The 23113-nt window shown below is 72.5% G+C and carries 24 protein-coding genes; 11 read left to right on the top strand and 13 right to left on the bottom strand.

Translation table 11 applies throughout. The annotated features are described in order from the left end of the window. Positions 1–36 precede the first annotated feature (36 nt). Positions 37–639: an IS630 family transposase gene (locus ABD067_RS04285; RefSeq protein ID WP_343893926.1), complete on the top strand. Its 603-nt coding sequence runs from the start codon at positions 37–39 to the stop codon at positions 637–639. Here ABD067_RS04285 and ABD067_RS04280 read toward each other — a convergent pair. Together ABD067_RS04280 and ABD067_RS04275 are read right to left on the bottom strand one after the other, a co-directional pair. Next, positions 596–1833, bottom strand: a protein-coding gene (locus tag ABD067_RS04280; RefSeq protein WP_343893925.1) for an IS3 family transposase whose coding sequence is annotated in 2 segments (ribosomal slippage) — positions 596–1491 and positions 1491–1833 — 1239 coding nt in all. Because the reading frame shifts where the segments join, the coding sequence is not laid out codon by codon here. The genes ABD067_RS04285 and ABD067_RS04280 overlap by 44 nt on opposite strands. A gap of 22 nt (positions 1834–1855) precedes the next feature. After that, positions 1856–2035 (bottom strand): hypothetical protein, encoded by a 180-nt coding sequence (locus tag ABD067_RS04275; protein ID WP_343893924.1) that lies wholly within the window; start codon positions 2033–2035, stop codon positions 1856–1858. Between the two features lie 743 nt (positions 2036–2778). Between ABD067_RS04275 and ABD067_RS04270 the strand changes: the two genes are divergently transcribed. The 5 genes from ABD067_RS04270 to ABD067_RS04250 all read left to right on the top strand — a co-directional run bounded on the left by ABD067_RS04270 (position 2779) and on the right by ABD067_RS04250 (position 7306). Further along, a complete protein-coding gene (locus ABD067_RS04270) occupies positions 2779–3057 on the top strand; it encodes a flagellar biosynthetic protein FliQ (RefSeq protein WP_343893923.1) in 279 nt (92 codons plus the stop codon). Then, positions 3057–3821, top strand: a complete 765-nt coding sequence (locus ABD067_RS04265) for a flagellar biosynthetic protein FliR (protein ID WP_343893922.1) — start codon at positions 3057–3059, stop codon at positions 3819–3821. The genes ABD067_RS04270 and ABD067_RS04265 overlap by 1 nt, the downstream gene beginning before the upstream one ends. Before the next feature lie 3 nt (positions 3822–3824). Then, positions 3825–4925: an EscU/YscU/HrcU family type III secretion system export apparatus switch protein gene (locus ABD067_RS04260; protein ID WP_343893921.1), complete on the top strand. Its 1101-nt coding sequence runs from the start codon at positions 3825–3827 to the stop codon at positions 4923–4925. A 180-nt stretch (positions 4926–5105) separates the two neighbouring features. Beyond that, positions 5106–6158, top strand: coding sequence for a recombinase RecA (recA, locus tag ABD067_RS04255; protein WP_343893919.1), 1053 nt, complete (start codon positions 5106–5108; stop codon positions 6156–6158). A 161-nt stretch (positions 6159–6319) separates the two neighbouring features. Next, positions 6320–7306 (top strand): Bug family tripartite tricarboxylate transporter substrate binding protein, encoded by a 987-nt coding sequence (locus ABD067_RS04250; RefSeq protein WP_343893918.1) that lies wholly within the window; start codon positions 6320–6322, stop codon positions 7304–7306. Positions 7307–7333: 27 nt separating this feature from the next. On the opposite strand, the gene ABD067_RS04245 is transcribed toward ABD067_RS04250, so the two are convergent. The 4 genes from ABD067_RS04245 to ABD067_RS04230 all read right to left on the bottom strand — a co-directional run bounded on the left by ABD067_RS04245 (position 7334) and on the right by ABD067_RS04230 (position 10645). Continuing rightward, a complete protein-coding gene (locus ABD067_RS04245; RefSeq protein WP_343893917.1) occupies positions 7334–7795 on the bottom strand; it encodes a YybH family protein in 462 nt (153 codons plus the stop codon). An 86-nt stretch (positions 7796–7881) separates the two neighbouring features. After that, positions 7882–9315 (bottom strand): NAD-dependent succinate-semialdehyde dehydrogenase, encoded by a 1434-nt coding sequence (locus ABD067_RS04240; protein WP_343893916.1) that lies wholly within the window; start codon positions 9313–9315, stop codon positions 7882–7884. A 401-nt stretch (positions 9316–9716) separates the two neighbouring features. Beyond that, complete coding sequence (locus ABD067_RS04235) at positions 9717–10013, bottom strand: hypothetical protein (RefSeq protein WP_343893915.1); 297 nt, start codon at positions 10011–10013, stop codon at positions 9717–9719. A 287-nt stretch (positions 10014–10300) separates the two neighbouring features. Then, positions 10301–10645, bottom strand: coding sequence for a hypothetical protein (locus ABD067_RS04230; RefSeq protein ID WP_343893914.1), 345 nt, complete (start codon positions 10643–10645; stop codon positions 10301–10303). Positions 10646–11037: 392 nt separating this feature from the next. Here ABD067_RS04230 and ABD067_RS04225 point away from each other — a divergent pair, with 392 nt between their 5' ends. Together ABD067_RS04225 and ABD067_RS04220 are read left to right on the top strand one after the other, a co-directional pair. Then, positions 11038–12195: an endonuclease/exonuclease/phosphatase family protein gene (locus tag ABD067_RS04225; RefSeq protein ID WP_343893913.1), complete on the top strand. Its 1158-nt coding sequence runs from the start codon at positions 11038–11040 to the stop codon at positions 12193–12195. 452 nt (positions 12196–12647) lie between these two features. Next, positions 12648–13721 (top strand): hypothetical protein, encoded by a 1074-nt coding sequence (locus ABD067_RS04220; RefSeq protein WP_343893912.1) that lies wholly within the window; start codon positions 12648–12650, stop codon positions 13719–13721. 484 nt (positions 13722–14205) lie between these two features. On the opposite strand, the gene ABD067_RS04215 is transcribed toward ABD067_RS04220, so the two are convergent. The 4 genes from ABD067_RS04215 to ABD067_RS04200 all read right to left on the bottom strand — a co-directional run bounded on the left by ABD067_RS04215 (position 14206) and on the right by ABD067_RS04200 (position 17280). Continuing rightward, the gene (locus tag ABD067_RS04215; RefSeq protein ID WP_343893911.1) at positions 14206–14592 is read right to left on the bottom strand and encodes a hypothetical protein; all 387 of its coding nucleotides are present in this window, start codon (positions 14590–14592) and stop codon (positions 14206–14208) included. A gap of 86 nt (positions 14593–14678) precedes the next feature. Next, the gene (gene moaA, locus ABD067_RS04210) at positions 14679–15668 is read right to left on the bottom strand and encodes a GTP 3',8-cyclase MoaA (RefSeq protein ID WP_343893910.1); all 990 of its coding nucleotides are present in this window, start codon (positions 15666–15668) and stop codon (positions 14679–14681) included. 94 nt (positions 15669–15762) lie between these two features. After that, positions 15763–15951 (bottom strand): DUF3553 domain-containing protein, encoded by a 189-nt coding sequence (locus ABD067_RS04205; protein ID WP_343893909.1) that lies wholly within the window; start codon positions 15949–15951, stop codon positions 15763–15765. A gap of 591 nt (positions 15952–16542) precedes the next feature. Further along, positions 16543–17280 (bottom strand): response regulator transcription factor, encoded by a 738-nt coding sequence (locus ABD067_RS04200; protein WP_343893908.1) that lies wholly within the window; start codon positions 17278–17280, stop codon positions 16543–16545. A gap of 177 nt (positions 17281–17457) precedes the next feature. Between ABD067_RS04200 and ABD067_RS04195 the strand changes: the two genes are divergently transcribed. Both ABD067_RS04195 and ABD067_RS04190 read left to right on the top strand, forming a co-directional pair. Beyond that, entirely contained in the window at positions 17458–18774 is a 1317-nt protein-coding gene (locus ABD067_RS04195) for a FliI/YscN family ATPase (RefSeq protein ID WP_343893906.1), read from the top strand. Beyond that, positions 18758–19189, top strand: coding sequence for a hypothetical protein (locus tag ABD067_RS04190; RefSeq protein ID WP_343893905.1), 432 nt, complete (start codon positions 18758–18760; stop codon positions 19187–19189). Before ABD067_RS04195 ends, ABD067_RS04190 begins: the two co-directional genes overlap by 17 nt. A 43-nt stretch (positions 19190–19232) precedes the next feature. Here ABD067_RS04190 and hppD read toward each other — a convergent pair whose 3' ends face one another. Next, positions 19233–20339 carry a 4-hydroxyphenylpyruvate dioxygenase gene (hppD, locus tag ABD067_RS04185; RefSeq protein WP_343893904.1) on the bottom strand — a complete coding sequence of 369 codons (1107 nt, stop codon included), beginning with the start codon at positions 20337–20339 and terminating at the stop codon, positions 19233–19235. 7 nt (positions 20340–20346) lie between these two features. Then, positions 20347–21204 (bottom strand): phenylalanine 4-monooxygenase, encoded by an 858-nt coding sequence (phhA, locus tag ABD067_RS04180; RefSeq protein WP_343893903.1) that lies wholly within the window; start codon positions 21202–21204, stop codon positions 20347–20349. Between the two features lie 146 nt (positions 21205–21350). On the opposite strand from phhA, the gene ABD067_RS04175 reads away from it, so the two are divergent. Next, complete coding sequence (locus ABD067_RS04175; RefSeq protein ID WP_343893902.1) at positions 21351–21794, top strand: Lrp/AsnC family transcriptional regulator; 444 nt, start codon at positions 21351–21353, stop codon at positions 21792–21794. A gap of 6 nt (positions 21795–21800) precedes the next feature. Here the strand turns inward: ABD067_RS04175 and ABD067_RS04170 are convergent, their stop codons facing one another. Then, a complete protein-coding gene (locus ABD067_RS04170; RefSeq protein ID WP_343893901.1) occupies positions 21801–23051 on the bottom strand; it encodes an MFS transporter in 1251 nt (416 codons plus the stop codon). Positions 23052–23113: the final 62 nt, after the last annotated feature.

Raw genomic sequence — 23113 nt, 5'->3', positions numbered from 1 at the left:
ACTCGCCTGTGACTTGGCGCGACGCGGAGCCTTCTGGTGCCGTTGCGGCCTGACCTGGACGGGGCGGGCACGATGAACGGCAAGCGGCTTGCGATCCGCGACGACGTGTCGGCGGCGACGCTACGGCGGCTGGCCCGGCGGGAACCCGGCCGCGCCGCCGCCGCGCGGATGTCCGCCATCGCCGACGCGATGGAGGGCATGACGCGGGCGGAGGCGGCGCGTTTGGCCGGCATGGAGCGGCAAGCGTTGCGCGATGCCGTGGTGCGCTGCAACGCCGAAGGCTTGGCGGGCTTGCACGACCGGCCCCGGCCCGGGTCCAAGCCGCGGCTGGACGAGGCGCGCCGGGCGGCGCTGCGCCAACTGGTCCTGGACGGGCCGGAGGTGGAAGCCACGGGCGTATCGGCCTGGACGCTGGCGGAGCTGCGCCATGAGGCGGAAGCGCGCTGGGGCGTCCGCCGCCACGAGGGGCACATGTCCAAGCTCGTGCGCGCGCTGGGCTTGTCGCGGCAGAAGGCCAGGCCCTCGCATCCCAAGGCGGATCCGGCCGCGCGGGAGGCCTTCGCGAAAGGGGGCTCCAAAGCTGGAGTGCTCCCCATCAAACCGGACACCCGGCAGGGGTGGACGACTGGTCAGCGATGAACTCACGGGGCGACCGCATGCGCAAGCCGCTGTGCGGGTGGGCGGTGTTGTAGTCGTCGAACCAAGCGGGGAGCCGCTGGAGGACGGAGATGGCGTCCGGCCGTGGACTCACCCGGGCGTAGTCGCGCTTGAAGGTCTTCACGAAGACCTCGCAGACGCCGTTGCTTTCCGGGCTGCGGACCGGTGTGAAGCAAGCCACGAGGTTCAGCGCGGCGGCGAAGTCGACCGTCTCTCCGGCGGTGTAGGCCGAGCCGTTGTCGGCGAGCCACTGCACGGGCTCCGGGGCACGGACGGCGTCGAAGCGGCGCTCGACGCATTCCAGCATCATGTCGCGGACCATCCCGCCGCTGATCCCCGCCCCGGCGGTGGCGACCCAGGCCATGACTTCTCGGTCGTGGGTGTCGATGGCGAAGGCGACGCGGACCACCTCGCCGTTCCAGCAGGGGACCTCGAAGCCGTCCGAGGCCCAGCGGCGGTTGGAGGCCGGGGCCACGACGGTGCCGTCGTGCGCCCGCCCGGCGCGCCTGCCGGTGCAGGGCCGGAGCAGCATCGAGCCGAGCCGCATGAGGCGGAAGACACGCTTCCGATTGACCGGCGGCTCGTCGGAATTGCGCCTGGCGCGGTTCAGCAAGGCGGCGACGCGGCGGTAGCCGTAGGTCGGACGGGCATCGGTGACGGCGCGGATTTCGGCGAGGAGCTCGTCGTCGCCCCCGCGCCGGTGCGGGCCGCGGCGGCGCCGCTCGGGACGCCGGAGCCGGTCGACCAGATTGGAACGGGCCACGTCCAGGGCCTTGGCCACGGCCTTCACCGGGAAGCGCCCGGTGGCGGCGACGGCGAGCGCCACGCGTGTTCTTTGGGGCGGGCCTGCCCCAACGCCTCGCGGGGGATCTCGGCCTCCATGGTCTTGCGGCCGAGCAGGCGCTCCAGCTCGCGCACCTTGGCCTCGAGTTCGCGGACCCGGCTGGCCGCGACCACGTCCTCGTCGGCCCGGACGGCCTCGAACCCGCCTTCCGCCATGAGCCGCCTCCACCCGAACAGCAGGCTGGGCGAGACGCCGCGCAGCCGGGCGACGGCGGAAACCGTCATGCCGGGCCGGGCCGCCGCCTCGACCAGCCGCACCTTCTCGGCGGCAGTGTAGCGCCTCCGGCGCTCCCGGCCGGTGATGATCTCGACGCGCTCGGCGGGCTTCGACATGGGCGCACGCCTAGGCTTCCGCCTAGGCCCTCACGGTTGCGCCGTGTGTCCGGTCGAATTGGGGTGCGCTCCAGATGGTGAGTTGCCGGACGCGCTGCTGCGCCGCCTCCAACTCGCCGGCCACCTCCGCGCGCTTGCGGATCAGGCCGAACAGGACATGTTCGTTTTCCATCCCGCCAGCTAGGATGATGCTGTTCTGCATCAACGGCCGCGTGGTGGCGGTTGCTACCTAATACCGCGCGAGCGTGCGTCCGGGCACGAGCGGTGCCGCCGGCGCACGACGCGCTCTGGCCTGCTTGACGAGACGGGGACGAAACACCGCCGGCCGCGGCGCGGCTGGCGGTGTCCCGGTTTCCGTGCGCGGCCTATCCGTCCCCGGGGTCCGCGGTGCGATGATGCGCACGTTGCGCGGTCTCGCTCGAGGGGGAGCGCGCCGAAGCCCGCAACTCGGGAGCGGCACGGTCATCGCCAAGGACGGCGACGTGTGCCGACAAGATCGCGCGCTGCCGACGGGCGATGAGCCGCCTGTCGACGGCGGGCTCGCCGTCCCTTGCGTCGCGCTCCGGCGTTTCTGTGCCCCGTATCCCGGGGGAGCCGCCGCCGAGCGGCGGCGTGGGGGCAGAGCCCCCGCGAAACTCGGGCAACCGCGTCGTCCCGGCGAAGCCACGCGCCGGGGCAGTGCACGCCATTCTGGCCGCCCGGCCCCGCACCGCACCGCAAATCGAATCTCCGCCGCTAGATCTTCTCGCGCCGTCTCGATACCGAATGTAAACAAGTCCGGGCCAGGATGTTCCTGCCGGACAGGATGTTTACAAAAGGATCGCCCTTGTGCCCACAAACATCTGCGATCGCTGCGTTCTCTCTCTCGTGTCGGCGTGGCGTTCCGCCAAACCGGTCTGACCCGGGCGGTCCCAGGTCGGCGGCGTTCCGCAGGAGGCGGAAACGATGGACGGTGACGGCGGGGTGATGTCCGCGACGGTGGAGGCGCTGTGGCTGGCGCTGCGCGTGGCCGGCCTGCCGCTGATGGCCATGCTCGCCGTCGGGCTCGTGGTGTCCGTGTTGCAGGCCGTGACGCAGGTGCAGGAGCCCACCCTGGCCTTCCTGCCCAAGCTCGTCGCCATGGCGCTGGTATTGCTCTTGTCCGGCCCGGCGATCGGCGGCGCCATGAGCGCTTACGCCGAAGCGCTGCTCGGCCGCATCGTTTCCGCCGGCGGCATGCCCTGATGGTGTTCGACGCGCTGCCCGGGTTTGCGTTCGGCGCCGTGCTGGTGGCCGCGCGGGTCGGCGGCGCGCTCATGCTGCTGCCCGGCGTGGGCGAGCCGGAGGTGCCGCCCACCGTCAGGCTCTGCCTGCTGCTCGCTCTCGTCGCGCTGCTGCTGCCGCCGCTCGCGCCGGGCTTGCCCGCGCTGCCGGAAGCGGTGCCGGAACTGGCGCGGCTGGTGGCGACGGAGTCGCTGGTCGGCGTGTTCCTCGGCTTCCTGGCGCGCGTGGCCGTCCTCTCGCTGGCGCAGGCGGGGCAGGTGGTGGCGCTGATGGTCGGCCTGTCCTCCCCGTTGCAGACGGACGCCGTGTTCGGCGGCCAGGGCACCGCGACGGGCCGCCTGTTCGGCCTGCTCGCAGCGGTGCTGGTGTTCAACACCGGCCTCTACGCCCTGCCGCTCGGCGCCTTGGCCGAGAGCTACGCCGTGCTGCCGCCGGGGCAGGGGCTGCCGCTCGGCGAGGGCGCGGAAGCGGTCGCCGGCGCGGTCGCCGAGAGCTTCGGCCTGGCGCTCAGGCTGGCCGCGCCCCTGGTGCTCGCCGCGGTGCTGGGGCAGGTCGCGCTCGGCCTGGTCGCCCGGCTGGCGCCGAACCTGCAGATCTACGCGGTGGCCGGCGCGGGGCAGGTCCTCGCCGGGCTGCTGCTGCTCGCCCTCGTGCTGCCGGCGCTGGTCCCGGTCTGGGCGGCGGCGGTGCAGGACGCCTTCCTGCACCTCCTGGAGGCGCGCTGAGCCGTGGCGGAGGGAGGCGGCGAGGGCGCCGACGCCGAGGACCGCACGGAAGCCCCGACACCCAAGCGGATCGAAAGGGCCCGGGAAGAGGGCCAGGTCCCGCTCTCGCGCGACGCCGTCGGCTTGGCGACGCTGCTCTGCGCCACGCTGGTCGCCATACTGGCGATGCCGGGCGCGGCCGCCGAATGGCTGCGCGCCATGCGGGCGGCGCTGTCCGTGGGCGCGGCGGCGGGCGCCGCGGACGGTGCGCTGTTCGGCGCCGAGGCCTTCGCCGTGTTGCGGGCCGGGGCGCTCGCGGCGCTGCCGGTGCTCCTCGCAGTCGCGGCCGCGGCGGTCGCGGCCACCATGGGGCAGACGGGCGGCCTCGTGCACGGCAAGGCGCTGGCGCCGTCCTGGTCGCGCCTCGACCCCGTGTCGGGCTTCAAGCGCCTGTTCGGCGTGCAGGGCGTCACGGAGGCGGCGCGCGCCCTGGCGAAGATGGCCCTGGTGGGCGCGGTGGTGTGGCATCGCTTGGACCTCGACGCCCTGCAAGGCGCGCTGCACCGGCCCGCGGGTGCCATGCTCGGCGACGCCGCCGCGGCGCTCCTGCGCCTGTTCCTCGCCGCCGCGGCGGCGCTCGCCGCGGTCGCCGGCGCCGACTTGGCCTGGGTGCGTTGGAAGCACCACCGGCAGCTCCGCATGAGCCGCGAGGACCTCCGGCAGGAGATGCGCGACAGCGAGGGCGACCCGCACGTCAAGGGCCGGCTCCGCCGCATGCGGGAAAGCCGGGCGCGGCGCCGGATGCTGGCCGCGGTGCCCAAGGCCGCGGTGGTGGTCACCAACCCCACCCACTACGCCGTGGCCCTGGCCTACGATCAGGGGCGGGCGGCGGCGCCCCGGGTCGTCGCCAAGGGCGTGGACGCCGTGGCCGCGCGCATCCGGGAGGCGGCGGCCGAGCACGGGGTGCCGATAGTGCCGAACCCGCCGCTCGCCCGCGCCCTGTGGCGCCTGGACCTCGACACGGAGATCCCGGCGGAGCATTGGCAGGCGGTGGCCGAGATCATCGCCTACGTGTTGCGCCTGCGCCGGCCCTCCGCCCGCGCCGGGGGCGCGTCCGCGGGGTAGCCCGCGGCGCTTAGGCGAGGCTCCTGTTTCCCAAATGTTCTTGTTTTTGCTGTCCGGAATCGCCATACTCTGCTGGCTGTCGAATGGCCGGTGACGCGCCGCGGCCGACGCGATAAAAGCCCCGCTCCGCAATCATTGGTTGTGGTCGGGGGCAACCCCTCCTCGAACGGGAAGTCCAGAATGGAAAAGGGAAAGGCGCTCGACGCCGCGCTCAGCCAGATCGAACGGGCCTTCGGCAAGGGCTCGATCATGAAGATGGGCGCGAAGCAGGCGCAGGCGCAGGAGATCGAGACCGTCTCCACCGGCTCGCTCGGCCTCGACATCGCGCTCGGCATCGGCGGCTTGCCCAAGGGGCGCATCGTCGAGATCTACGGCCCCGAGAGCTCGGGCAAGACCACCCTGGCGCTCCACGCCATCGCCGAGGCGCAGAAGAAGGGCGGCACCTGCGCCTTCATCGACGCCGAGCACGCGCTCGACCCCGGCTACGCCAAGAAGCTCGGCGTTGACATCGACAACCTGCTGATCAGCCAGCCCGACGCCGGCGAGCAGGCGCTTGAGATTTGCGACACGCTGGTGCGTTCCGGCGCCGTCGACGTGCTCGTGGTGGACAGCGTCGCCGCGCTGGTGCCGCGCGCCGAGCTGGAAGGCGAGATGGGCGACAGCCACGTCGGCCTGCACGCCCGCCTGATGTCGCAGGCGCTGCGCAAGCTCACCGGCTCGGTGTCGCGCTCCAACACGCTGCTGGTCTTCCTGAACCAGATCCGCCTCAAGATCGGCGTGATGTTCGGCAACCCGGAGACGACCACCGGCGGCAACGCGCTGAAGTTCTACGCCTCCGTGCGGATGGACATCCGGCGCATCGGCCAGATCAAGGACCGGGACAGCGTGGTGGGCAACCAGACCCGCGTGAAGGTGGTCAAGAACAAGATGGCGCCGCCGTTCCGCGTGGTGGATTTCGACATCATGTACGGCGAGGGCATCTCCAAGACCGGCGAGCTGATCGACCTCGGCGTCAAGGCGAACATCGTCGAGAAGTCCGGCGCGTGGTTCTCCTGCGACGGGCAGCGCATCGGGCAAGGGCGCGAGAACGCCAAGCAGTTCATGCGCGACAACCCCGAGATGGCGCAGTCGGTGGAACAGCGGGTGCGCGCGCAGGCCGGCATCGTCGCCGACGCCATGCTCGACGCCTCCGGCGGTGGCGAGGAGAGCGAGGAAGCGGCCGCGGCCGAGTAGCGCCGCGCCCGGTTCGGGAGAGAGGGGCGGTTCGCCGGCACGGGCCGCTTTTTTGTGCCCGCCGGCGGCCCGGCCCGCGGCTCTCTTGGCGCCGCGACAAGCCGGCCCGGAACGGTTCGGCGGGTGCGGTGTTGGACGCCGGAACCGCCGGAGTTCCCGCCATGCCCGCCAGCCGCCGCGCCCTCCTCGCCGCGCCCTTGTTGCCGGCCGCGTCCCGCGCCTTCGCGCAGGGCGCTTTCCCCGCCCGCCCCGTAAGGCTGGTGGTGCCCTTCGCGCCCGGCGGCGCGGTGGACATCACCGGGCGGCTGCTCGCCGAGCGCCTGCAACCCACGCTCGGGCAGGTGGTGGTGGAGAACCGGGGCGGCGCCGGCGGCAACCTCGGCGCCGACGCGGTGGCGAAGGGCGAGAAGGACGGCCACACGCTCCTGCTCGGCGCGGCCAGCATCCTTTGCGCCAACAAGTTCCTGTACCGCCGCTCGATGCCCTTCGAGCCGCTGCGCGACCTCCAGCCGATCACCCGCGTGGCCACCGGCACGGTGCTGCTGGTGGTGAACGCCGAACGGCCGTGGAAGAACTTCGGCGAGATGGTCGCGGCGGCCAAGGCGAGCCCGGGCCGCCTCACCATGGGCTCCTCCGGCACCGGCACCATCAGCCACCTGACGATCGAGAAGGTGAAGAAGAGCGCCGGCGTGGACATCACCCACGTCCCCTACCGGGGCGGCGGCCCGGCCATCCAGGACCTGCTCAGCGGCTCCATCGACATGATGTTCGACGTGATGCCGGCCCTCATGCCGCACGTGCGGGAGGGCCGCTTCCGGGCGCTCGCCGTGGGCTCCGCCAACCGCGTCGGCTACGTGCCGGAGATCCGCGACGTGCCCGGCATGAAGGAGCTGCTGCCCGGCGCCGGCATCGACATGCAGAGCTGGTACGCCATCGTCGCGCCCGCGGGCGTGCCGGCGGACCGCGTCGGTACGCTGCACGCCGCCTTCCGGCAGGTGGCGATGTCCGACGACTTCCGGGGGCGCCTTCAGCCAACGGGCTTCACCCCGGTCACGGACGCGACGCCGGCGGAATTCGGCGCCTACTGGCGCGCGCAGGAGCAGGTGTGGAAGGAGCTGGTGGAGCTGTCGGGCGCGACGCTCGATTGAGCCGCGTGGTGCGGCGCCGGCGCCGGGTCAGTCGCCGCGGGCGATCGCCGCTGCCCGCTCCAGGCCGATGTTCCGCAGGAGGGGGTCGGCGTGGCGGTGCGCCAGCCGCCACCCGGATGCGTCGCGGCGGAAGACCTGGGTGACGCGCAGCGGCCAGTCCTGCTCAGGCAGGCCGCCGATCTCGCCCCGCTGCCGCTCGATCGTCACCAGGACCGCCAAGTCGCCCGAGACCTGGGTTTGCACCAGCTCCTGTTCGAACGCGCCGGCTCGGAAGCAGCGTGACAACTCCGCCAAACGTTCGGGCGAGGCGTCAAAACCGCGCACTGGCGCGCCGCCGAACGGGGCCATGAGCGTGTAGTCGTCCGCGTGGGCGATCAGCGCGAGGAACCCGCCCATGTCCCCGCGCACGAACGCCGCGTTCGCGTCGGCGGAGCGCCGGACGAGGCCGGCGATCTCGTCGTCGGTGACGCCCTCCTGCGCAATGGCCATGCTACCCTGCTCCTCCCGGCAGCGGCGACGGGCGCGCCGCCGAAGCCGCCGCCCGACCGGAGCTTCCGACGCGCCCGCCGCCCCGGTCAGAGCCCGGCCTGGGACACGAACTTCGTGTTCAGGTAGGCCTCGATCGCCTCGGACCCGCCTTCGCTCCCGTAGCCGCTGTCCTTCACGCCGCCGAACGGCACTTCGGGCAGGGCGAGGCCGAGGTGGTTGATGGTCATCATCCCGCTCTCGACCTTGTTGGCGATGGCGTTCGCCGTCTTGGCGGAGCGGGTGAAGGCGTAGGCCGCGAGGCCGTAGGGCAGGCGGTTCGCCTCCTCCACCACCTCGTCGAACTCGCGGAACGGCGCGATCATGGCGACGGGGGCGAAGGGCTCCTCGTTCATCATGCGCGCCTCGCGGTCCACGCCGGTCAGCACCGTCGGCTCGTAGAAGTACCCCTTGTTGCCGATGCGCTCGCCGCCGGTGCGGACCTCCGCGCCGCGCTGCCGGGCGTCGGCGACCAGGCCCTCCACCCAGGGGATGCGGCGGTCGTGGACGAGGGGGCCCATCTGCACGCCCTCCTCCAGCCCGTTGCCGACCTTCACCTTCTTCGCCGCGGCGACGAACTTCTCCACGAACGGCTCGTAGAGCTTCTCCTGCACCAGGAAGCGCGTGGGCGAGACGCAGACCTGGCCGGCGTTGCGGAACTTGGCGCCGGCGAGCGTCTTGGCGGCGAGGTCGAGGTCGGCGTCGTCGAAGACGATGGCCGGCGCGTGCCCGCCCAGCTCCATCGTCGCGCGCTTCATGTGCTGCCCGGCCAGCGCCGCGAGCTGCTTGCCGACCGGCGTGGAGCCGGTGAACGTCACCTTGCGGATGGTCGGGTGCGCGATGAGGTAGGAGCTGATCTCCGCCGGCACGCCGTAGACGAGGCCCACGACGTCGCCCGGCACCCCGGCGTCGAGGAAGGCGCGGATCAGCTCGGCCGGCGAGGCGGGCGTCTCCTCCGGCGCCTTGACGATGATGGAGCAGCCCGTCGCCACCGCCGCCGACAGCTTGCGGACCACCTGGTTGATCGGGAAGTTCCACGGCGTGAAGGCCGCGACCGGCCCGACCGGCTCGCGGATCACGAGCTGGTACACGCCCTCGGCGCGCGCCGGGATGACACGGCCGTAGGCGCGGCGCCCTTCCTCGGCGAACCAGTCGATGAGGTCGGCCGCGGCGAGCGTCTCCATCTTCGCCTCGACCAGCGGCTTGCCCTGCTCCTGCGTCATCAAGCGCGCGATGTCATCGGCACGGGAGCGGAGGATATCGCCCGCCTTGCGCATGACCTTGGCGCGCTCGTAGGCCGAGACCTTGCGCCACGCCGCGAAGCCGCGCTCCGCCGCCTCCAGCGCCTCGTCCAAATCGGCCCGCTCGGCGTGCGCGACCTGCCCGATCACCTCCTCCGTGGCAGGGTTGATGACCGGGATGGTCTTGCCCGCGCGCGCGTCGCGCCACTCGCCGGCGATGTGCAATCGGACGTTCGGGTACATTGCGATGGCGCCCTCCATGTGCGCGCGGCGGGGCCCAGGGCCTCCCGACCGCTGTTGCAGCCAGTGTGGCCATCGGCCGCCCGCGGCGCAAACCCGGCCGAGGCACCCGCGCCACGGGACCGGCTTCTTGCGGCATCAACACGTCATGCGATCATCTTTGCCGGCTCGCGCCGGTGTCACGCCGGGTGGCCAGAGATGCCCCCGGTCCCCGCGCGGCGAGCGCGCGGGGCCGAGGGGAGCACGCACCTGCATGACCACGCCCGCGACCGGGCCTTCGACGCCCGAAACGCCGTACCTCGTCCCGGCGGCGCCCGGCGTCGCCTTCACCTCCATCCTCAGCGCCGGCGACGAGATCGTCGGCGCCACCAACCCCGACGGCACCGCGTGGCGCTTCGTCGGAATCACGGACGGCATCGGCGCCTTCGGCAACGGCGACGGCACTGGTCAACCACGGGATCGGCGCCGCCAACGGCGTGGTGCGCGAGCACGGCTCGATCGGCGCCTTCGTCAGCCGCTTGGTCGTCGACATCGACACGCTCGAAGTGGCCGCCGCCGACGGCCTCGGCGACCGGTTCTGCCGGTACGACGCCGCCACGGGCGCCTTCGCCCTCGGCACCACCGCCCTCGGCCGCCTCTGCTCGGCCGACTTGGCGCTCCCGTCGGCGTTCTTCGACGCCGCCACCGGCAAGGGGACGCATGACCGCATCCTCCTCAACGGCGAGGAGATCGGCGACGAAGGCCGGGCGTTCGCCTGGGTCGCGTCCGGCGCGGAAACCGGCAACGTCTACGACCTGCCCTGGCTCGGCAAGCTCTCCTGGGAGAACTCCGTGGCCAACCCGAACGCGGGCGAGAGGACGGTCGTGGTCGGCCTCGACGACCAGACGCCCGGGCAGGCCTACGTCTACGTCGGCGAGAAGCGGAGCGAGGGCAACACCGTCGAGCGCGCCGGCCTCACCGATGGCAGCCTCTACGGCGTCCGCGCGAGCTACGAATTGGACACGGACGCCTCCCCCGAGCAGTCCGCCTTCCTGCTGGAAGACCTCGGCGACGTCAGCGGCATGACCGGCGCCCAGCTCCAGGCCATGAGCGCCGAGCGCGGCGTGACGGAGTTCGGCCGACCCGAGGACGGCGCTTGGGACACGCAGGACCCGAACCGCTTCTTCTTCGCCACCACGGGCACCGCCGACGCCCCGACGCGCCTCTGGGCACTCGACTTCATCGACGGCGCCCGGCCGGAGCTGGGCGGCACCGTGACGCAGCTCCTAGACGGGTCGGAGGGCATCCGGGCGCTCGACAACCTCACGGTCTCCAGCACCGGCAAGGTCGTCATCCAGGAGGATCCCGGCAACGAGGCCCGGTCGGCCCGCATCTGGGCCTACGACCCGGAGACCGACAAGCTGGTCGAGGTGGCGCGGCACGACCCGGCGCGCTTCGGCGACGAGACGGGCTTGGCGCCGACGCCGCCCTTCAACACGAACGAGGAGTCCTCGGGCGTGGTGGACGTGACGGGCATCTTCGGCCGCGACGGGCAAGAGGCTTATCCTGCTCGACGTGCAGGCGCACTACCCGTTCGGCGCCCCGGGCAGCTCCGGCCGGATCGAGATGGTGGAGGGCGGCCAGCTCCTGCTGATGCGCGGGGACGTGGACGCCCTCTTCGCCTGACCGTGATTGGACGCGCGGCGCGCCGGCGACCGGCGCGCCGCCGCAGCAAGGGCCGACCAAATGACCGAAGCCATCACGCCTGCCACGCCGGCCGGCGCGGACCAGATCCAGATCCGCGTCGCCACCTTCAACGCCTCGCTCTTCCGCAATGCGGAGGGCGGCCTCGTGTCCGACCTCGCCACGCCGGGCGACACGCAGGCGAGGACCGCCGCGGAGATCGTGCAGCGCGTGGCGCCCGACCTGCTGCTGGTGAACGAGTTCGACTATGCCGCATACGACGCGGCGGCCGACCTGTTCCGCTTGAACTACCTGGAGCGCGGCCAGGACACGCTCGGCCTGGGCGCGGCCGCGCCGCCGATCGAATACCCCCCCGTCTTCGTCGCGCCGTCCAACACCGGCGTAGCCTCCGGCTTCGACCTCGACAACAACGGCGCCGTGGCCTCCGAACCGGGGGACCGCGGCTACGGCGAGGACGCACTCGGCTTCGGCGTCTTCCCGGGCCAGTACGGGATGGCGGTGTTCTCTGAATACCCGATCCTGCGCGACGAGGTCCGCACCTTCCAACCCTTCCTGTGGAAGGACATGCCCGGCGCCCGCCTGCCGGACGACCCCGCGACGCCGGGGCCGGGCGACTGGTACTCAGCCGAGGAGTTGGAGGTGTTCCGCCTCCCGTCCAAGAGCTTTTGGGACGTGCCCGTGCTGGTGGGCGGAGAGGTCGTCCACCTGCTGGCGGCGCACCCGACGCCGCCGGCCTTCGACGGGCCGGAGGACCGCAACGGGCTGCGCAATGCCGACGAGAACGGCGACAGCGTGGACGACGCCATCCGCCAGTTGCTCGACAATCCGGCCGTGGACGACTCGCTCCGGCCGGCGGCCGCGGGCGGACCGGAGCAAGCGGCGCTGCGGGGCGGCGCCAACGCGTCGCACCGCGGGGACCCGGCGTTCGACACGGCCGACTTCTCCGACACCGCGCCCGGCAACCTCCGCGTGGACTACGCGCTGCCTTCCGCTGAGGGGTTGGCGCCGCGCGGCGGGCGTGTTCTGGCCGCAGTCCGACGACCCGCTTTTCCCGCTGGTGGGCAACTTCGATCCGGCGCTGCCGGGCGGCTTCCCGGGTTCCGACCACCGGCTGGTCTGGATGGGCCTCGGCGTCGTTTGAAGGACGAGCCTGCGGGAGCCGCGCGACAGGGAAGTCGCTCACGCGATCGTTCTGAATAAAGCAAGGAAATTTGACCCAAACGCCACAGCGTGACGTAAGCGCCACGCTCTCGACGGCGTGATCTCTTGCGCCGTCGGCCCGTTGGACGCGGCCTCCCGATCCGTAGTTGGCTTGTGACAGCCGGACTCGGTTTTGAGTTGAAGTCCCAGCGCGCAACCTGGACCTGCAATGGTCGTTGCGCCACAGAGAGGACGGCTCGGGACGGGAGGAGAGGTGTTTGGGCACGTCATCGGAAACCCATGAGGATGTCAGGGTCGGGTCCCCGGCGGTCGAAGGCGCGGCGCGCCTGGCCGCGGCATCGCCCTCCTGGTCGGCGTCTCAGGAACAGTCGCCGTTCCCGGCCTTGCCGGACGGGTGGAGCGTCATCGGCCGGTGCCGCTTCGGAACGGGGGTGCCCGGGCCGCACGCGACTGGATGCTACGCGCTCGCCCACCCGAAAACCGGTGTCGCCTTGATCGACATCGTCCCGGACGCGACGCCCAACGCCGAAGCCCGCCTGCGTCGCGCCCTCACCGCCGTGGAGTTCTGGCCCGATTTCCCCGGCACCTTGCCGGTGGTTCACAACCGCTTGGACGCGGCGGCGCTCCGCAGCCTGCCGTGGGCTTTGGAGCGCTGGTTTTCGGCGCTGCCGCCGCTGACCGTGCCGGGCGGGTCCGCATGGATCGAAGGAGTACGACGAGCGATGGCGGTTGATCCTGCTTGGGAACTACCGGGGCAACCCAAACCGATGCCGGACACGCCGCCTGCCACCACCCGGGACGTCGAGGACGCGGTCGCCCCGCGACCGGGCCGGGCATCGTCGCGCGCTTCGGCACGGCCGCGCCGCTGGGGCCGGTTGGCGATCTTGCCCTTGTCCTTCGCAACGGTCTTCGGCCTGGGCCTCGTTTCGGGCTTCCTGCTCTTGGAGTCGCCCGCGTCCGTGGACCAGCCGGCCCCGGCCGCCGAGCAGCCCCAGTCCGCCGCCGTCGCTGCGCCGCCGGAGGCGCCACCGAAGCCGCTGGAGGTCGCGGCGGCGACCCCGGCTGCATCAACGGAGGCGCCCAAGCCGGTGACCGAAGCGGCCGCGGCGCCCCAAGCCGAGGCCGCCGCGTCCGGAACGGCCGCGGCGGGCGGGACCGTACCCGCGGTGCCGTCGTCCTCCGCGGCCCGACCCGATCCGGTGCCGGAGCCCGCCACCGCGGAAGCGCCGCCGCCGGCGGTGCCCGACGATCCCGCCGCCATGCAGAGGGTCGCCGGCCTGGCTCTGGGTGCCGCTGCCGGGGCCGCGGCCCCGGCCCAGGCTGCACCGCCTTTGGAGACGCGGGTGTCGCACGCGGTGCCGCTCGGCGAAGCTTTGCCGCCGGCGCCGCCGCGGGCCCCAACACCGCCGCCGGTACGGGCGGTTTCGTCGCAACCTTCGTCCCGGCCCTCGCCGGTCATCGACCGCGCGTGCAGCCAAGCCTTGTTCCGCTTCCAGCAAGGCGCACGCCTATCCGCGGCGGAACAGAATTTCATCCGGACCGGGTGCAGCACCACCCGGCGGTGATCGTCGCCGGCGCTCCACCCGCCCGCCCACCTGGCGTGGGCGGGGGAGCGCCGTCTGGCCGGACGCGCGCTGGACACGCCTCCGCCGGACCGCGAGATACGCCGGACGCGGGTGCTGGATGAACGACAGGTGGCCTCGGCGGCGGGGCGCTTGGTGAGATTCGTTCGAAGAGGCGAGGCCCGCTCCGGTGCCGTGGACGGCGGCGCGCGGTGGCCCTCACGGCGAAACTCGGCCCACGCCGGCCGTCGCTGCTCCAGGCCGGGGCGCTAACGAGGCGCGGGGCGCGCTGGCTGGAGCCGGGGGACTGGATCGGGGTGGCAATGGGTAAGCCGGTGGGCTCATCAACGACCCGACAGCGTGGGGCTCCGATCCGCGTACCGGGGTTGGCCCCCATTCCGGCCCGATCTCGGTCGGTTCGGGACGGGCCTGCTCCGTTGGCCCGGCGATGCGCGCCTCGGGTGTTTCCGCCCCGTGCGATCCAAGGTCAGCGCCGGGTCGGCCAGTCCAACCGCGGTTCCGGCCGGCCGCCCCGGGGCGGGTCGGGCCAGGAGGCCGGCGGCGGGATGGGCGGTGTCGTGCGCGGCTGCTCGTCGATGGCGGGGTTGCGCATCCGGGGCGGGTCCACCCAGTCCTCGGCGGCTGGGCGGCGCGGGCCGTCGGACATGCGGATGGACAGGCCGCGGATCTCGTCCCGGATCTCGTCGAGCTGGGCTTCGAGCGCGTCCAGCCGCCCCTTCACGCCGAAGACGCTGAAGGGCATCAGCAGGTAGGCGAGGCCCACCAGCAGCAGGGCGATCAGGGCGGCCACGCCGGTCCACTCCGGCAAGCCGGGGATGGCCAAGCGCGCCGCGAGGTCCTGGAGCGAAGCCATCGTGCCTCCCCAACGGTACGCGGGCGGGGCCTATGTATCCCGCCGCGGCGGGCGCGACCAAGCACGAAGGCGCGGGAGGCGGCACCTCAGCCGCCGGTGACGCTCATGTGCCGCGCCACCGCCGGGCGGGCGTTCCGCCGGTCGATCACGAAGTCATGGCCCTTCGGCTTGCGGGCGATGGCGTCCTGGATGGCCTCCTTCAGCCCTTCGTCGGACACGGCCGGGTCGCGCAGGACGGCGCGGAGGTCCGCCGCGTCCTCCTGGCCGAGGCACATGTAGAGGGTGCCGGTGCAGGTGAGGCGCACGCGGTTGCAGGACTCGCAGAAGTTGTGGGTCATCGGCGTGATGAAGCCGACGCGGCGGCCGGTCTCCCTCACGGTGTAGTACCGGGCGGGGCCGCCGGTGCGGTAGTCGGTCTCGTCCAGGGTCCAGACGGCGCGGATGCGGTCGCGGGCGACGGAGAGCGGCAGGTACTGGTCCGTGCGGTCGCCGGAGATGTCGCCGAGCGGCATGGTCTCGATCAGGCAGAGGTCGAAGCCGTGCTCGCCGCACCAGGCGATCATGCGGTCGTACTCGTGGTCGTTCACGCCCTTCAGCGCCACGGCGTTGATGCGGATGGCGAGGCCGGCGGCCTTCGCGGCGAAGACGCCGTCCAGCACCTGCTCCAGCTTGCCCCAGCGGGTGACGGCGGCGAAGACGGTGGGGTCCAGCGTGTCGAGCGAGACGTTGAGGCGGCGGACGCCGGCGGCGTGGAGGTCGCCCGCCATCTTGGCGAGCTGGGTGCCGTTGGTGGTGAGCGTGAGTTCGCGCAGGTCCTTGCCGACGCGGCTCCCGAGCGAGCGCACGAGGCTCATCACGTTCTTCCGCACCAGCGGTTCGCCGCCGGTGAGGCGGATGCGCTCCACGCCGAGGCCGATGAAGGCGCCGCACAGGCGGTCCAGCTCCTCCAGGCTCAGCACCTCGGCTTTCGGAAGGAAGGTCATGTCCTCCGCCATGCAGTAGACGCAGCGGAGGTCGCAACGGTCCGTCACCGAGACGCGGAGGTAGGAAATCCGCCGGCCGAACGGATCGATCATGGGTCGGTGTCCTTGGCGATGCGCGCTCGTTCGCGGGAGCGCCCTGCAATTGGGCGTCCCGGCCGCCCCTCCGCAAGACCCCGGCCCGTGCGAGTCAGCCGCGCCGCGGCTCGTCGTCCGAAAGGATGGTCAGGTCCACTACGGCCGCGTTGATGAGGACCTTGCCGGCCTCGGGGAAGTTGACCGTGACCCGGTCGCCGATCACGGACTGCACCTGCCCGTCGCCCCAGTCCGGGCGGTCGGGGTGCCGCACCCGCATCCCGGGTTCTATGTGGCTCGGCATGGCGCCGCCGGGTGTCCGCGAAGCATCGGGGAGGGAGCAGACCACCCGCCGCCGGCCCCCGCAACGGCCCCGGACCCCACGCCTTTGTTTCTGGCCGCCTCGCGATCCCGCCCAGCCGGCCTGGGGTGCGGCCGGTGCGGGGCGCTTCGGGCGACGTGCCGCCGGGTCGGGCGGGCCGGGGGCCGGACGGTCCCGCTTCCCGGCGGCCTTTTGCAGCAATCGGACAAATCGGCCGCCGGGCGGCGGATGGGGAAGGGATGCCGGGTCATCCGCGCCGCGGGGCGGCAGCCCGCGAGGCCGCGGGCCGCTCGCGGGCCGCTTTCGCGCGTTTCGGACAAATCGCCCGGAGGCGCGCGCGCAGCGGGGCCGTGTGGCTCCGCGAGACGCCGGCTCGCCGCTCGGTGCCCGCTCTCGGGCTCGTGCTGTGCTTCGACCAATGCGCCGGCCTCCGCGTGGGACATGGCGGTATCGTACGCGTTTTGTTCCGGCGGTTCCAACACTTCCGCCCTGGGTGGGAGTGTCGGGAACCGTCCTCGAGGCTTGGTTGCCGGCGGGGTGGGCGCCCGCCGTTGGGGCGATGGGCGGCGGCGGTCAGGCCGCCTGGGCGAGCGCCGGCACCTTCGATGGCATGGCCGGTTGGGCCCTGGCGGCGGCGGCGGCCGGGTCGCGCAGCATGTAGCCGCGGCCCCACACCGTGCCGATCAGGTTGTCGGCGCCGGCCTGGGCGAGCTTCTTGCGGAGCTTGCAGATGAACACGTCGATGATCTTCACCTCGGGCTCGTCCATCCCGCCGTAGAGGTGGTTGAGGAAGGCTTCCTTGGTGAGGACCATGCCCTTCCGCAGCACCAGCAGTTCGAGGATGGCGTACTCCTTGCCGGTGAGGTGGACCGGCGTGCCGGCGACCGTGGCCTCGCGTGAGCCGAGGTTCAGGGTCAGCTCGCCCACCGTCAAGTTGGGCTGGGCGAAGCCCTTGGCGCGGCGCACCACTGCCTGGATGCGGGCAACCAGCTCCTGGGTGTCGAAGGGTTTGGCGATCACGTCGTCGGCGCCGGCGGCGAAGCCCTTGATCTTGGCCTGGGGCGCGGCGCTCTCGGACAGCATGAGAACCGGCGTGGCGAGGCGCGCGGCGCGGAGGCGGCGCACCACGTCGTAGCCCTCCATGTCCGGCAGGCGCGCGGCGAGCAGGACCATGTCGAAGTCGCAGAGGCGGCAGTACTCCAGCGCCTCTTCCCCGGTGTCCACGGCGTCCACCACCATGGAAGCGGCCTTGAGCACGGCGACCAGACCCTGTTTCACGTTGTGGTCAGTTTCAACCAAAAGGATACGCATCCTGGTATCTCCGACAGAGCGTTGCTGAATCAAAACTACCACTTTTGCGTGTGTCGCAAAGATGTTTTTCACGTTTGAGGCGTATCGAAAGTTGAGACACGGCATTCGAAAGGAGGGGTCAGCGGCTATGCTCGCCAGGGTTGTGTGACCAGCTCCATATTTTCGCAAGCAAAATCAATGTGTTCGTCGCTCCCCCGCGCGGCGCTGGCCGGGCGGGTGGTCGCGGCGGGGCAAACATCTGTAACCATCGAAGGACTCGCGCCCTGGTTGTGCGTCGGGACTCGTCTCTCAATTGAGGCGCCGGGGCGGCCGCCTGTGACGGCGGAGGTGGTCGGCCTACGCGACGGGCGGGCCGAGGCGGTGGCCTTCCAGCCGCTCGACGGCGTGCCGGCCGGGTGCCCGGCGGTGCTGGCGTCCTCGGAGGCGGGCCTCCCGGTGGGCGACGGTTGGCTCGGGCGGGTGGTGGACCCGCTGGGCCGGCCGCTCGACGGCCTCGGACCGTTGCCGGCCGGCCCGCGGTTCCGGCCGGTGCGCACGGCGGCGCCCGAAGCCGGCCGGCGCAGGCGGCTCGGCCCCCGGCTGGACCTCGGCGTGCGGGCGCTGGACGCCTTCGCCACCTGCCGGCGCGGGCAGAGGCTCGGCCTGTTCGCGGCCTCGGGCGTGGGCAAGTCCACGCTCCTGTCCATGCTGGCGGCGGGCGCCGATTGCGACGTGGCGGTGCTGGCGCTGGTGGGCGAGCGCGGGCGCGAGCTGCGGGAGTTCATCGAGGACGACCTCGGCCCGGAGGGGATGCGCCGCTCCGTGGTGGTGTGCGCCACCTCCGACAGCACGGCGCTGATGCGGCGGGAAGCGGCCTACGCGGCGATGGCGGTGGCGGAGCACTTCGCCGACTCCGGCAAGCAGGTGCTGCTGCTGATGGACAGCGTGACGCGCTTCGCCTTGGCGCTGCGCGAGATCGGCCTCGCGGCGGGGGAGCCGCCGGCGACGCGGGGCTACACGCCGGGCGTCTTCGCGGAGTTGCCGCGGCTGCTGGAGCGCGCCGGCCCGCGCGGCGAGGGCTGCGCCGGCGCCATCACCGGGCTGTTCACCGTGCTGGTGGAGGGCGACGACCACGACGAGCCGGTGGCCGACGCGGTGCGCGGCATCCTGGACGGCCACGTCGTGCTGGACCGGAGCATCGGCGAGCGCGGGCGCTACCCGGCGGTGGACGTGCTGCGGAGCCTTTCGCGCACCGTGCCGGGGTGCCTGCTGCCCGGGGAGCGGGCGTTGGCGAAGCGCGCGCGCCGCTTGCTGGCGGTGCAGGCGGAGATGGCCGACCTGGTGCGGTTGGGCGCCTACCGCGCGGGGACGGACCCGGCGGTGGACGAGGCGCTGCGCTTGGCGCCGCGGATCGAGGCCGTGCTGGCGCAGGGCAAGGGCGAGCGCGGCACCGTGGAGGGGGCCTTCGCCGCGCTGGCGGCCGCCATGGAGGACGACGATGGCGGCGCGGACTGATCCTTTGGAGTCGCTGGCGCGGTTGCGGCGGCTCGAGACGGGGACGGCGCGGCGCAGGTTGGCCGAGGCGGCCGATCGCCTTTCCTCGGCCGAAGCGCGCGCCGAGGCGGCGCGCGCCGCGCTGCTGGCGGAGCAGGGCGCCGGGGCCGCGGCGGATTATGCGGCCTGGCTCGGCAAGGGCATGGCGGAGCGGGACCGGTCGACGCTGGGCGCGGCGCACGCGGTGGAGCGCATGGCGCAGGGCCGGGCTGCGCTGGCGGAGGCGCGCGTGGCGGAGCGGTGCATCGAGCAGTTGCTGGCGGAGCGCGAGGCCGAGGCGCGGGCGCGGCTGTTGGGGAAGGCGCAACTCGCCGCCGACGACGCGGCCGGCAGAAAGGCCCACAGCCTCGCCTCCGGCGGGCGCGGGCGGGGGTGAAGCGCGGCGCCCTCGGCGAGCGCCGCGCCTCATCGGAGGCGGGTTACTCCGCCGCCGGTTTCAGCACGCCCCGGCGCACCTGGTCGAGTTCGATGCTCTCGAACAGCGCGCGGAAATTGCCCTCGCCGAAGCCCTGGTCGCCCTTGCGCTGGATCAGCTCGAAGAAGATCGGGCCGATCACCGTGCCGGTGAAGATTTGCAGCAGCCGACCGCCCTCCGGCGTCGGCGCGCCGTCCATCAGGACGCGGTTGCGGCGCAGGCGGTCGATGTCCTCGCCGGTGTCGGGCAGGCGCTGGGGCAGCAGCTCGTAGTAGGTGTCGGGCGTGTCCATGAACTCGACGCCGGCGGCGCGCATCGCTTCGACGCTGGCGTGGATGTCGTCGGTGCCGAGCGCGATGTGCTGGATGCCCTCGCCCTTGTAGGCGCGCAGGTACTCCTCGATCTGGCTCTTGTCGTCGGAGCTCTCGTTGATCGGGATGCGGATCTGGCCGCAGGGCGAGGTCAGGGCGCGGCTCTTGAGGCCGGTCAGCTTGCCCTCGATGTCGAAGTAGCGGATTTCGCGGAAATTGAAGAGCTTCTCGTAGAAGCCCCACCAAACGTCCATGCGGCCGCGGTGGACGTTGTGCGTGAGGTGGTCGATCACCGTGAGGCCGTGGCCGCGCGGCGCGCGGTCGGCGCCGTCGAGCCAGGCGAAGTCGTGGTCGTAGATGGAGCCGCGCGGGCCGAAGCGGTCCACGAAGTAGAGCAGGCTGCCGCCGATGCCTTCGATCGCCGGGATGTCCAGCTCGCCCGGCCCGTTGCGGCCCTTGAAGGGCTTGGCGCCGAGCGAGACGGCGCGCTTCATCGCGGCGTCGGCGTCGGCGACGCGGAAGGCCATGGCGCAGGCGGAGGGGCCGTGCTCGCGCTGGAAGGCTTGCGCGAAGCTGCCGGGCTCGGCGTTCAGGATGAAGTTGACGCCGTTCTGGCGCCACAGCGTCACCGCCTTGGAGCGGTGGCGGGCGACGGGCGAGAAGCCGAGGCGGCGGAACAGCGCCTCCAGGCCGGGCACGTCGGGGCCGGTGAATTCGACGAACTCGAAGCCGTCCGTGCCCATCGGGTTGTGTTCGGACAAGACGCCGGCGAAGGCGGTGCGGTCGGGGGCGATGTCCATGGCGGGGTCACTCCTCTCCGGTGGGGGCGTAGGGCTTGTCGTCGGGCGAGGCGGCGCCGGGCGGGATGGGCTCGGCGTCGCGCGCCGCTTCCAGCAGCGCCGGCAAGCCTTCCATTGCCGCGAACAGCTCGGCGTAATCCTCTATGACGAAGAAGGTCGGTTGCAGGTCGTCGATGAAGTAGTCGGAGCGGAGCACGCGCCACGGGTCGAAGCGGAGCCGTCGCGGCTTGTCGCTTTCCGTCGCGTGGATGGTCTCGGCGGCGGAGGACAGGATGCCGGCGCCGTAGGCCACCATGCGCCCGCCTTCGCGGAGCAGGCCGAACTCGACCATGTGCCAGTAGAGGCGGGACAGCGGCTTGAGGGCGCCGAGGCGCTTGGCGTGCGCGCCCATGCGGCCGTAGGCGGCGAGGAATTCGGCGAAGTCGGGTTGCAGCAGGATCGGGACGTGGCCGAAGGCGTCGTGGAAGATGTCGGGCTCCACGATGTAGTCCAGCTCTTCCGGCTTCCTGATCCAATGGGTGACGGGGAAGCGGCGCTCGGCGAGGTGGTCGAAGAAGGCGTCGTCCGGGATCAGGCCGGGGACGGCTACCAGGGTCCAGCCGGTGGCGCGCTCCAGCACCGCGGAGGCCGCGGCGAAGTCGGGCACGCCGTCGCGGAAGGGCAAGCGGTCCAGGCCCTCCAGGTAGGCGGTCGCGGCGCGGTCGCGCAGGATCTCCGCTTGGCGGCGGTAGAGCGTGCGCCAGGTCTCGTGGTCGGCTTCGGTGTAGGACGCCATGTCCTGGGCGACGGTGAAGTCGGGCCGCGCCGCGGCGTAGTCGCCGCGCAGGCCCTCGGGCAGCGCCGGTGCGGGGGCGTTCGCCAGCATGTCCGAGTCCTCCTGTTGTTGCTGGCATTTTCCGCGAGGGCGCGTAGGGTTGCGAGGCGGAAAAACGGCTCGACCACGGCCGATCGTGGTGGAAATCACCAAAAATGGACGGCAAGAGAGGAAAAAACGCTCCGGAGCTGGACGCCGTGGATCGGCGCATCCTGCGCGCCTTGCAGCGCGACGGGCGCCTTTCGATCGTGGCCCTGGCGGAGGAGGTCGGCTTGTCGCCGACGCCCTGCCAGCGCCGGGTGCGGCGGCTGGAGCAGGAGGGCGTCGTCGCCGGCTACACGGCCGTGCTCGACCTCGCGCGGCTCGGCTTGCCCTTGCAGGCCTTCGTGCTGGTGTCGCTGGACAGCCACGCCGAGGACGTGGTGGCGCGCTTCCAGGCCGCGCTGTCCGGGCGGCCCGAGGTGCTCGCCGCCTACTCCATGAGCGGCGAGATGGATTACCTGCTCCACGTCGCCGCCGCGGACTTCGAGGCCTACGCCGACTTCGCGCTCAAGGCGCTGCTGCGGATGCCAGGCGTGAAGGAGACGCGCAGCTCCTTCGTGTTGCAGGCGCTGAAGCCGCCGGGCGGGGCGCCCTTGTGACGGCGGTCAGGCCGTGGCGACGGCCGGCGCCGGCTTCGGCCCGTCGCGCACCGGCAGGTGGATGAGGGCGGCGAAGGCGGCGGCGAGGATGCTGATCGTCCACATCAGGTCGTAGGAGCCGGTGCGGTCCAGCACGAGCCCGCCGAGAAAGGCGCCGGTGAAGCCGCCGATCTGGTGGCCGAGGAAGACCAGGCCGAAGATCGTCGCCAGCCAGCGCGTGCCGAAGTTGCGCGCGCAGAGCGCCACGGTGGGCGGCACGGTGGAGAGCCAGAGCAGGCCCATCGCGGCGGAGAAGACCAGCACCGTCGCGGTGGTCTTCTCGGCGAACATGAACGCCGCGATCACCACGCCGCGGCCGGCGTAGATCGTCACCAGCAGCTCCCGCCGCTTCCAGCGCCCGGTCAGCTCGCCGGAGATCAGCGAGCCGGCGACGTTGAACAGGCCGATGAGGCTGATGGCGCCCGCGCCCACCGCGAGGGGCAGGTGGCAGGAGGCGACGAAGCCCGGCAGGTGGACGGACATGAAGCTGACGTGCATGCCGCACACGAAGAAGCCGAAGAACAGGCACCAGAAGGTGGTGTCGCGCAGCGCCGCCCCGAGCGCTTCCCGCGCCGACCCGTCGCCGACCGCGCCCGCGGTGCCGGCGGCGGGCGCGGGCGCCGGCGCGTCGTTCAGCGGCAGGGCGAGGGGGATGATGAGCAGGGACGCGGCGGCGACGCCCAGCAGCGCCGCCTGCCAGCCGAAGCCCTCGATGCCGAGGCCAGCGAGCGGCACCACCAGGAACTGCCCGAAGGAGGAGCCGGCGGTGCCGAGGCCGGTGGCGCGGGAGCGCATCGACTCGGGCAGGAGGCGCGTGAGGCTCGCCATCACCACCGGCATCCCCGCGGCCGACACGGCGACGCCCATGACGATGCCGGCGAAGAAGGTGAAGGCGGCGAGCGAGGAGGACAGCGCCATGCCGGCCACGGCCACGGCCTGCAACGCGGCGCCGGCCATCAGCACCGTCCGCCCGCCGATGCGGTCGGCGACCTGGCCGCAGATCGGCTGGGTGATGCCGTTGACCAGCACCTGGAGCGCGATGGCGAAGGCGAAGCCGGAGGCGGTCCAGGCGTGGGCCGCTGTCATGGGCGCGAGGAAGAGGCCGGAGGTCTGGCGCAAGCCCATGCCTAGGGCGGCGGCGAGCATGGCGCAGGCGAGCAGGACGCCCACGGAAACGCGGAGGCCCGGGACGCGGTCGGGGGCGGCGGCGGTCGTCATGCGGTTCGGCGTCTCCACATCCGCGCGTCGTCAGCCGCGCTCCCGGAACAGTGGCAAGGAGG

Source organism: Craurococcus roseus (assembly GCF_039523795.1).
GTDB classification, from domain to species: Bacteria; Pseudomonadota; Alphaproteobacteria; order Acetobacterales; family Acetobacteraceae; genus Craurococcus; species Craurococcus roseus.
This window is presented reverse-complemented; position numbering and strand designations above follow the sequence as displayed.

Coding starts and splice junctions, on each gene's coding strand:
- ABD067_RS04275 (WP_343893924.1), bottom strand. CDS start 2,035: ATGCAGAACAGCATCATCCTAGCTGGCGGGATGGAAAACGAACATGTC.
- ABD067_RS04270 (WP_343893923.1), top strand. CDS start 2,779: ATGGACGGTGACGGCGGGGTGATGTCCGCGACGGTGGAGGCGCTGTGG.
- ABD067_RS04265 (WP_343893922.1), top strand. CDS start 3,057: ATGGTGTTCGACGCGCTGCCCGGGTTTGCGTTCGGCGCCGTGCTGGTG.
- recA (WP_343893919.1), top strand. CDS start 5,106: ATGGAAAAGGGAAAGGCGCTCGACGCCGCGCTCAGCCAGATCGAACGG.
- ABD067_RS04250 (WP_343893918.1), top strand. CDS start 6,320: ATGCCCGCCAGCCGCCGCGCCCTCCTCGCCGCGCCCTTGTTGCCGGCC.
- ABD067_RS04245 (WP_343893917.1), bottom strand. CDS start 7,795: ATGGCCATTGCGCAGGAGGGCGTCACCGACGACGAGATCGCCGGCCTC.
- ABD067_RS04240 (WP_343893916.1), bottom strand. CDS start 9,315: ATGTACCCGAACGTCCGATTGCACATCGCCGGCGAGTGGCGCGACGCG.
- ABD067_RS04235 (WP_343893915.1), bottom strand. CDS start 10,013: ATGCGTCCCCTTGCCGGTGGCGGCGTCGAAGAACGCCGACGGGAGCGC.
- ABD067_RS04230 (WP_343893914.1), bottom strand. CDS start 10,645: ATGACGACCTTGCCGGTGCTGGAGACCGTGAGGTTGTCGAGCGCCCGG.
- ABD067_RS04225 (WP_343893913.1), top strand. CDS start 11,038: ATGACCGAAGCCATCACGCCTGCCACGCCGGCCGGCGCGGACCAGATC.
- ABD067_RS04215 (WP_343893911.1), bottom strand. CDS start 14,592: ATGGCTTCGCTCCAGGACCTCGCGGCGCGCTTGGCCATCCCCGGCTTG.
- moaA (WP_343893910.1), bottom strand. CDS start 15,668: ATGATCGATCCGTTCGGCCGGCGGATTTCCTACCTCCGCGTCTCGGTG.
- ABD067_RS04205 (WP_343893909.1), bottom strand. CDS start 15,951: ATGCCGAGCCACATAGAACCCGGGATGCGGGTGCGGCACCCCGACCGC.
- ABD067_RS04200 (WP_343893908.1), bottom strand. CDS start 17,280: ATGCGTATCCTTTTGGTTGAAACTGACCACAACGTGAAACAGGGTCTG.
- ABD067_RS04195 (WP_343893906.1), top strand. CDS start 17,458: ATGTGTTCGTCGCTCCCCCGCGCGGCGCTGGCCGGGCGGGTGGTCGCG.
- ABD067_RS04190 (WP_343893905.1), top strand. CDS start 18,758: ATGGCGGCGCGGACTGATCCTTTGGAGTCGCTGGCGCGGTTGCGGCGG.
- hppD (WP_343893904.1), bottom strand. CDS start 20,339: ATGGACATCGCCCCCGACCGCACCGCCTTCGCCGGCGTCTTGTCCGAA.
- phhA (WP_343893903.1), bottom strand. CDS start 21,204: ATGCTGGCGAACGCCCCCGCACCGGCGCTGCCCGAGGGCCTGCGCGGC.
- ABD067_RS04170 (WP_343893901.1), bottom strand. CDS start 23,051: ATGACGACCGCCGCCGCCCCCGACCGCGTCCCGGGCCTCCGCGTTTCC.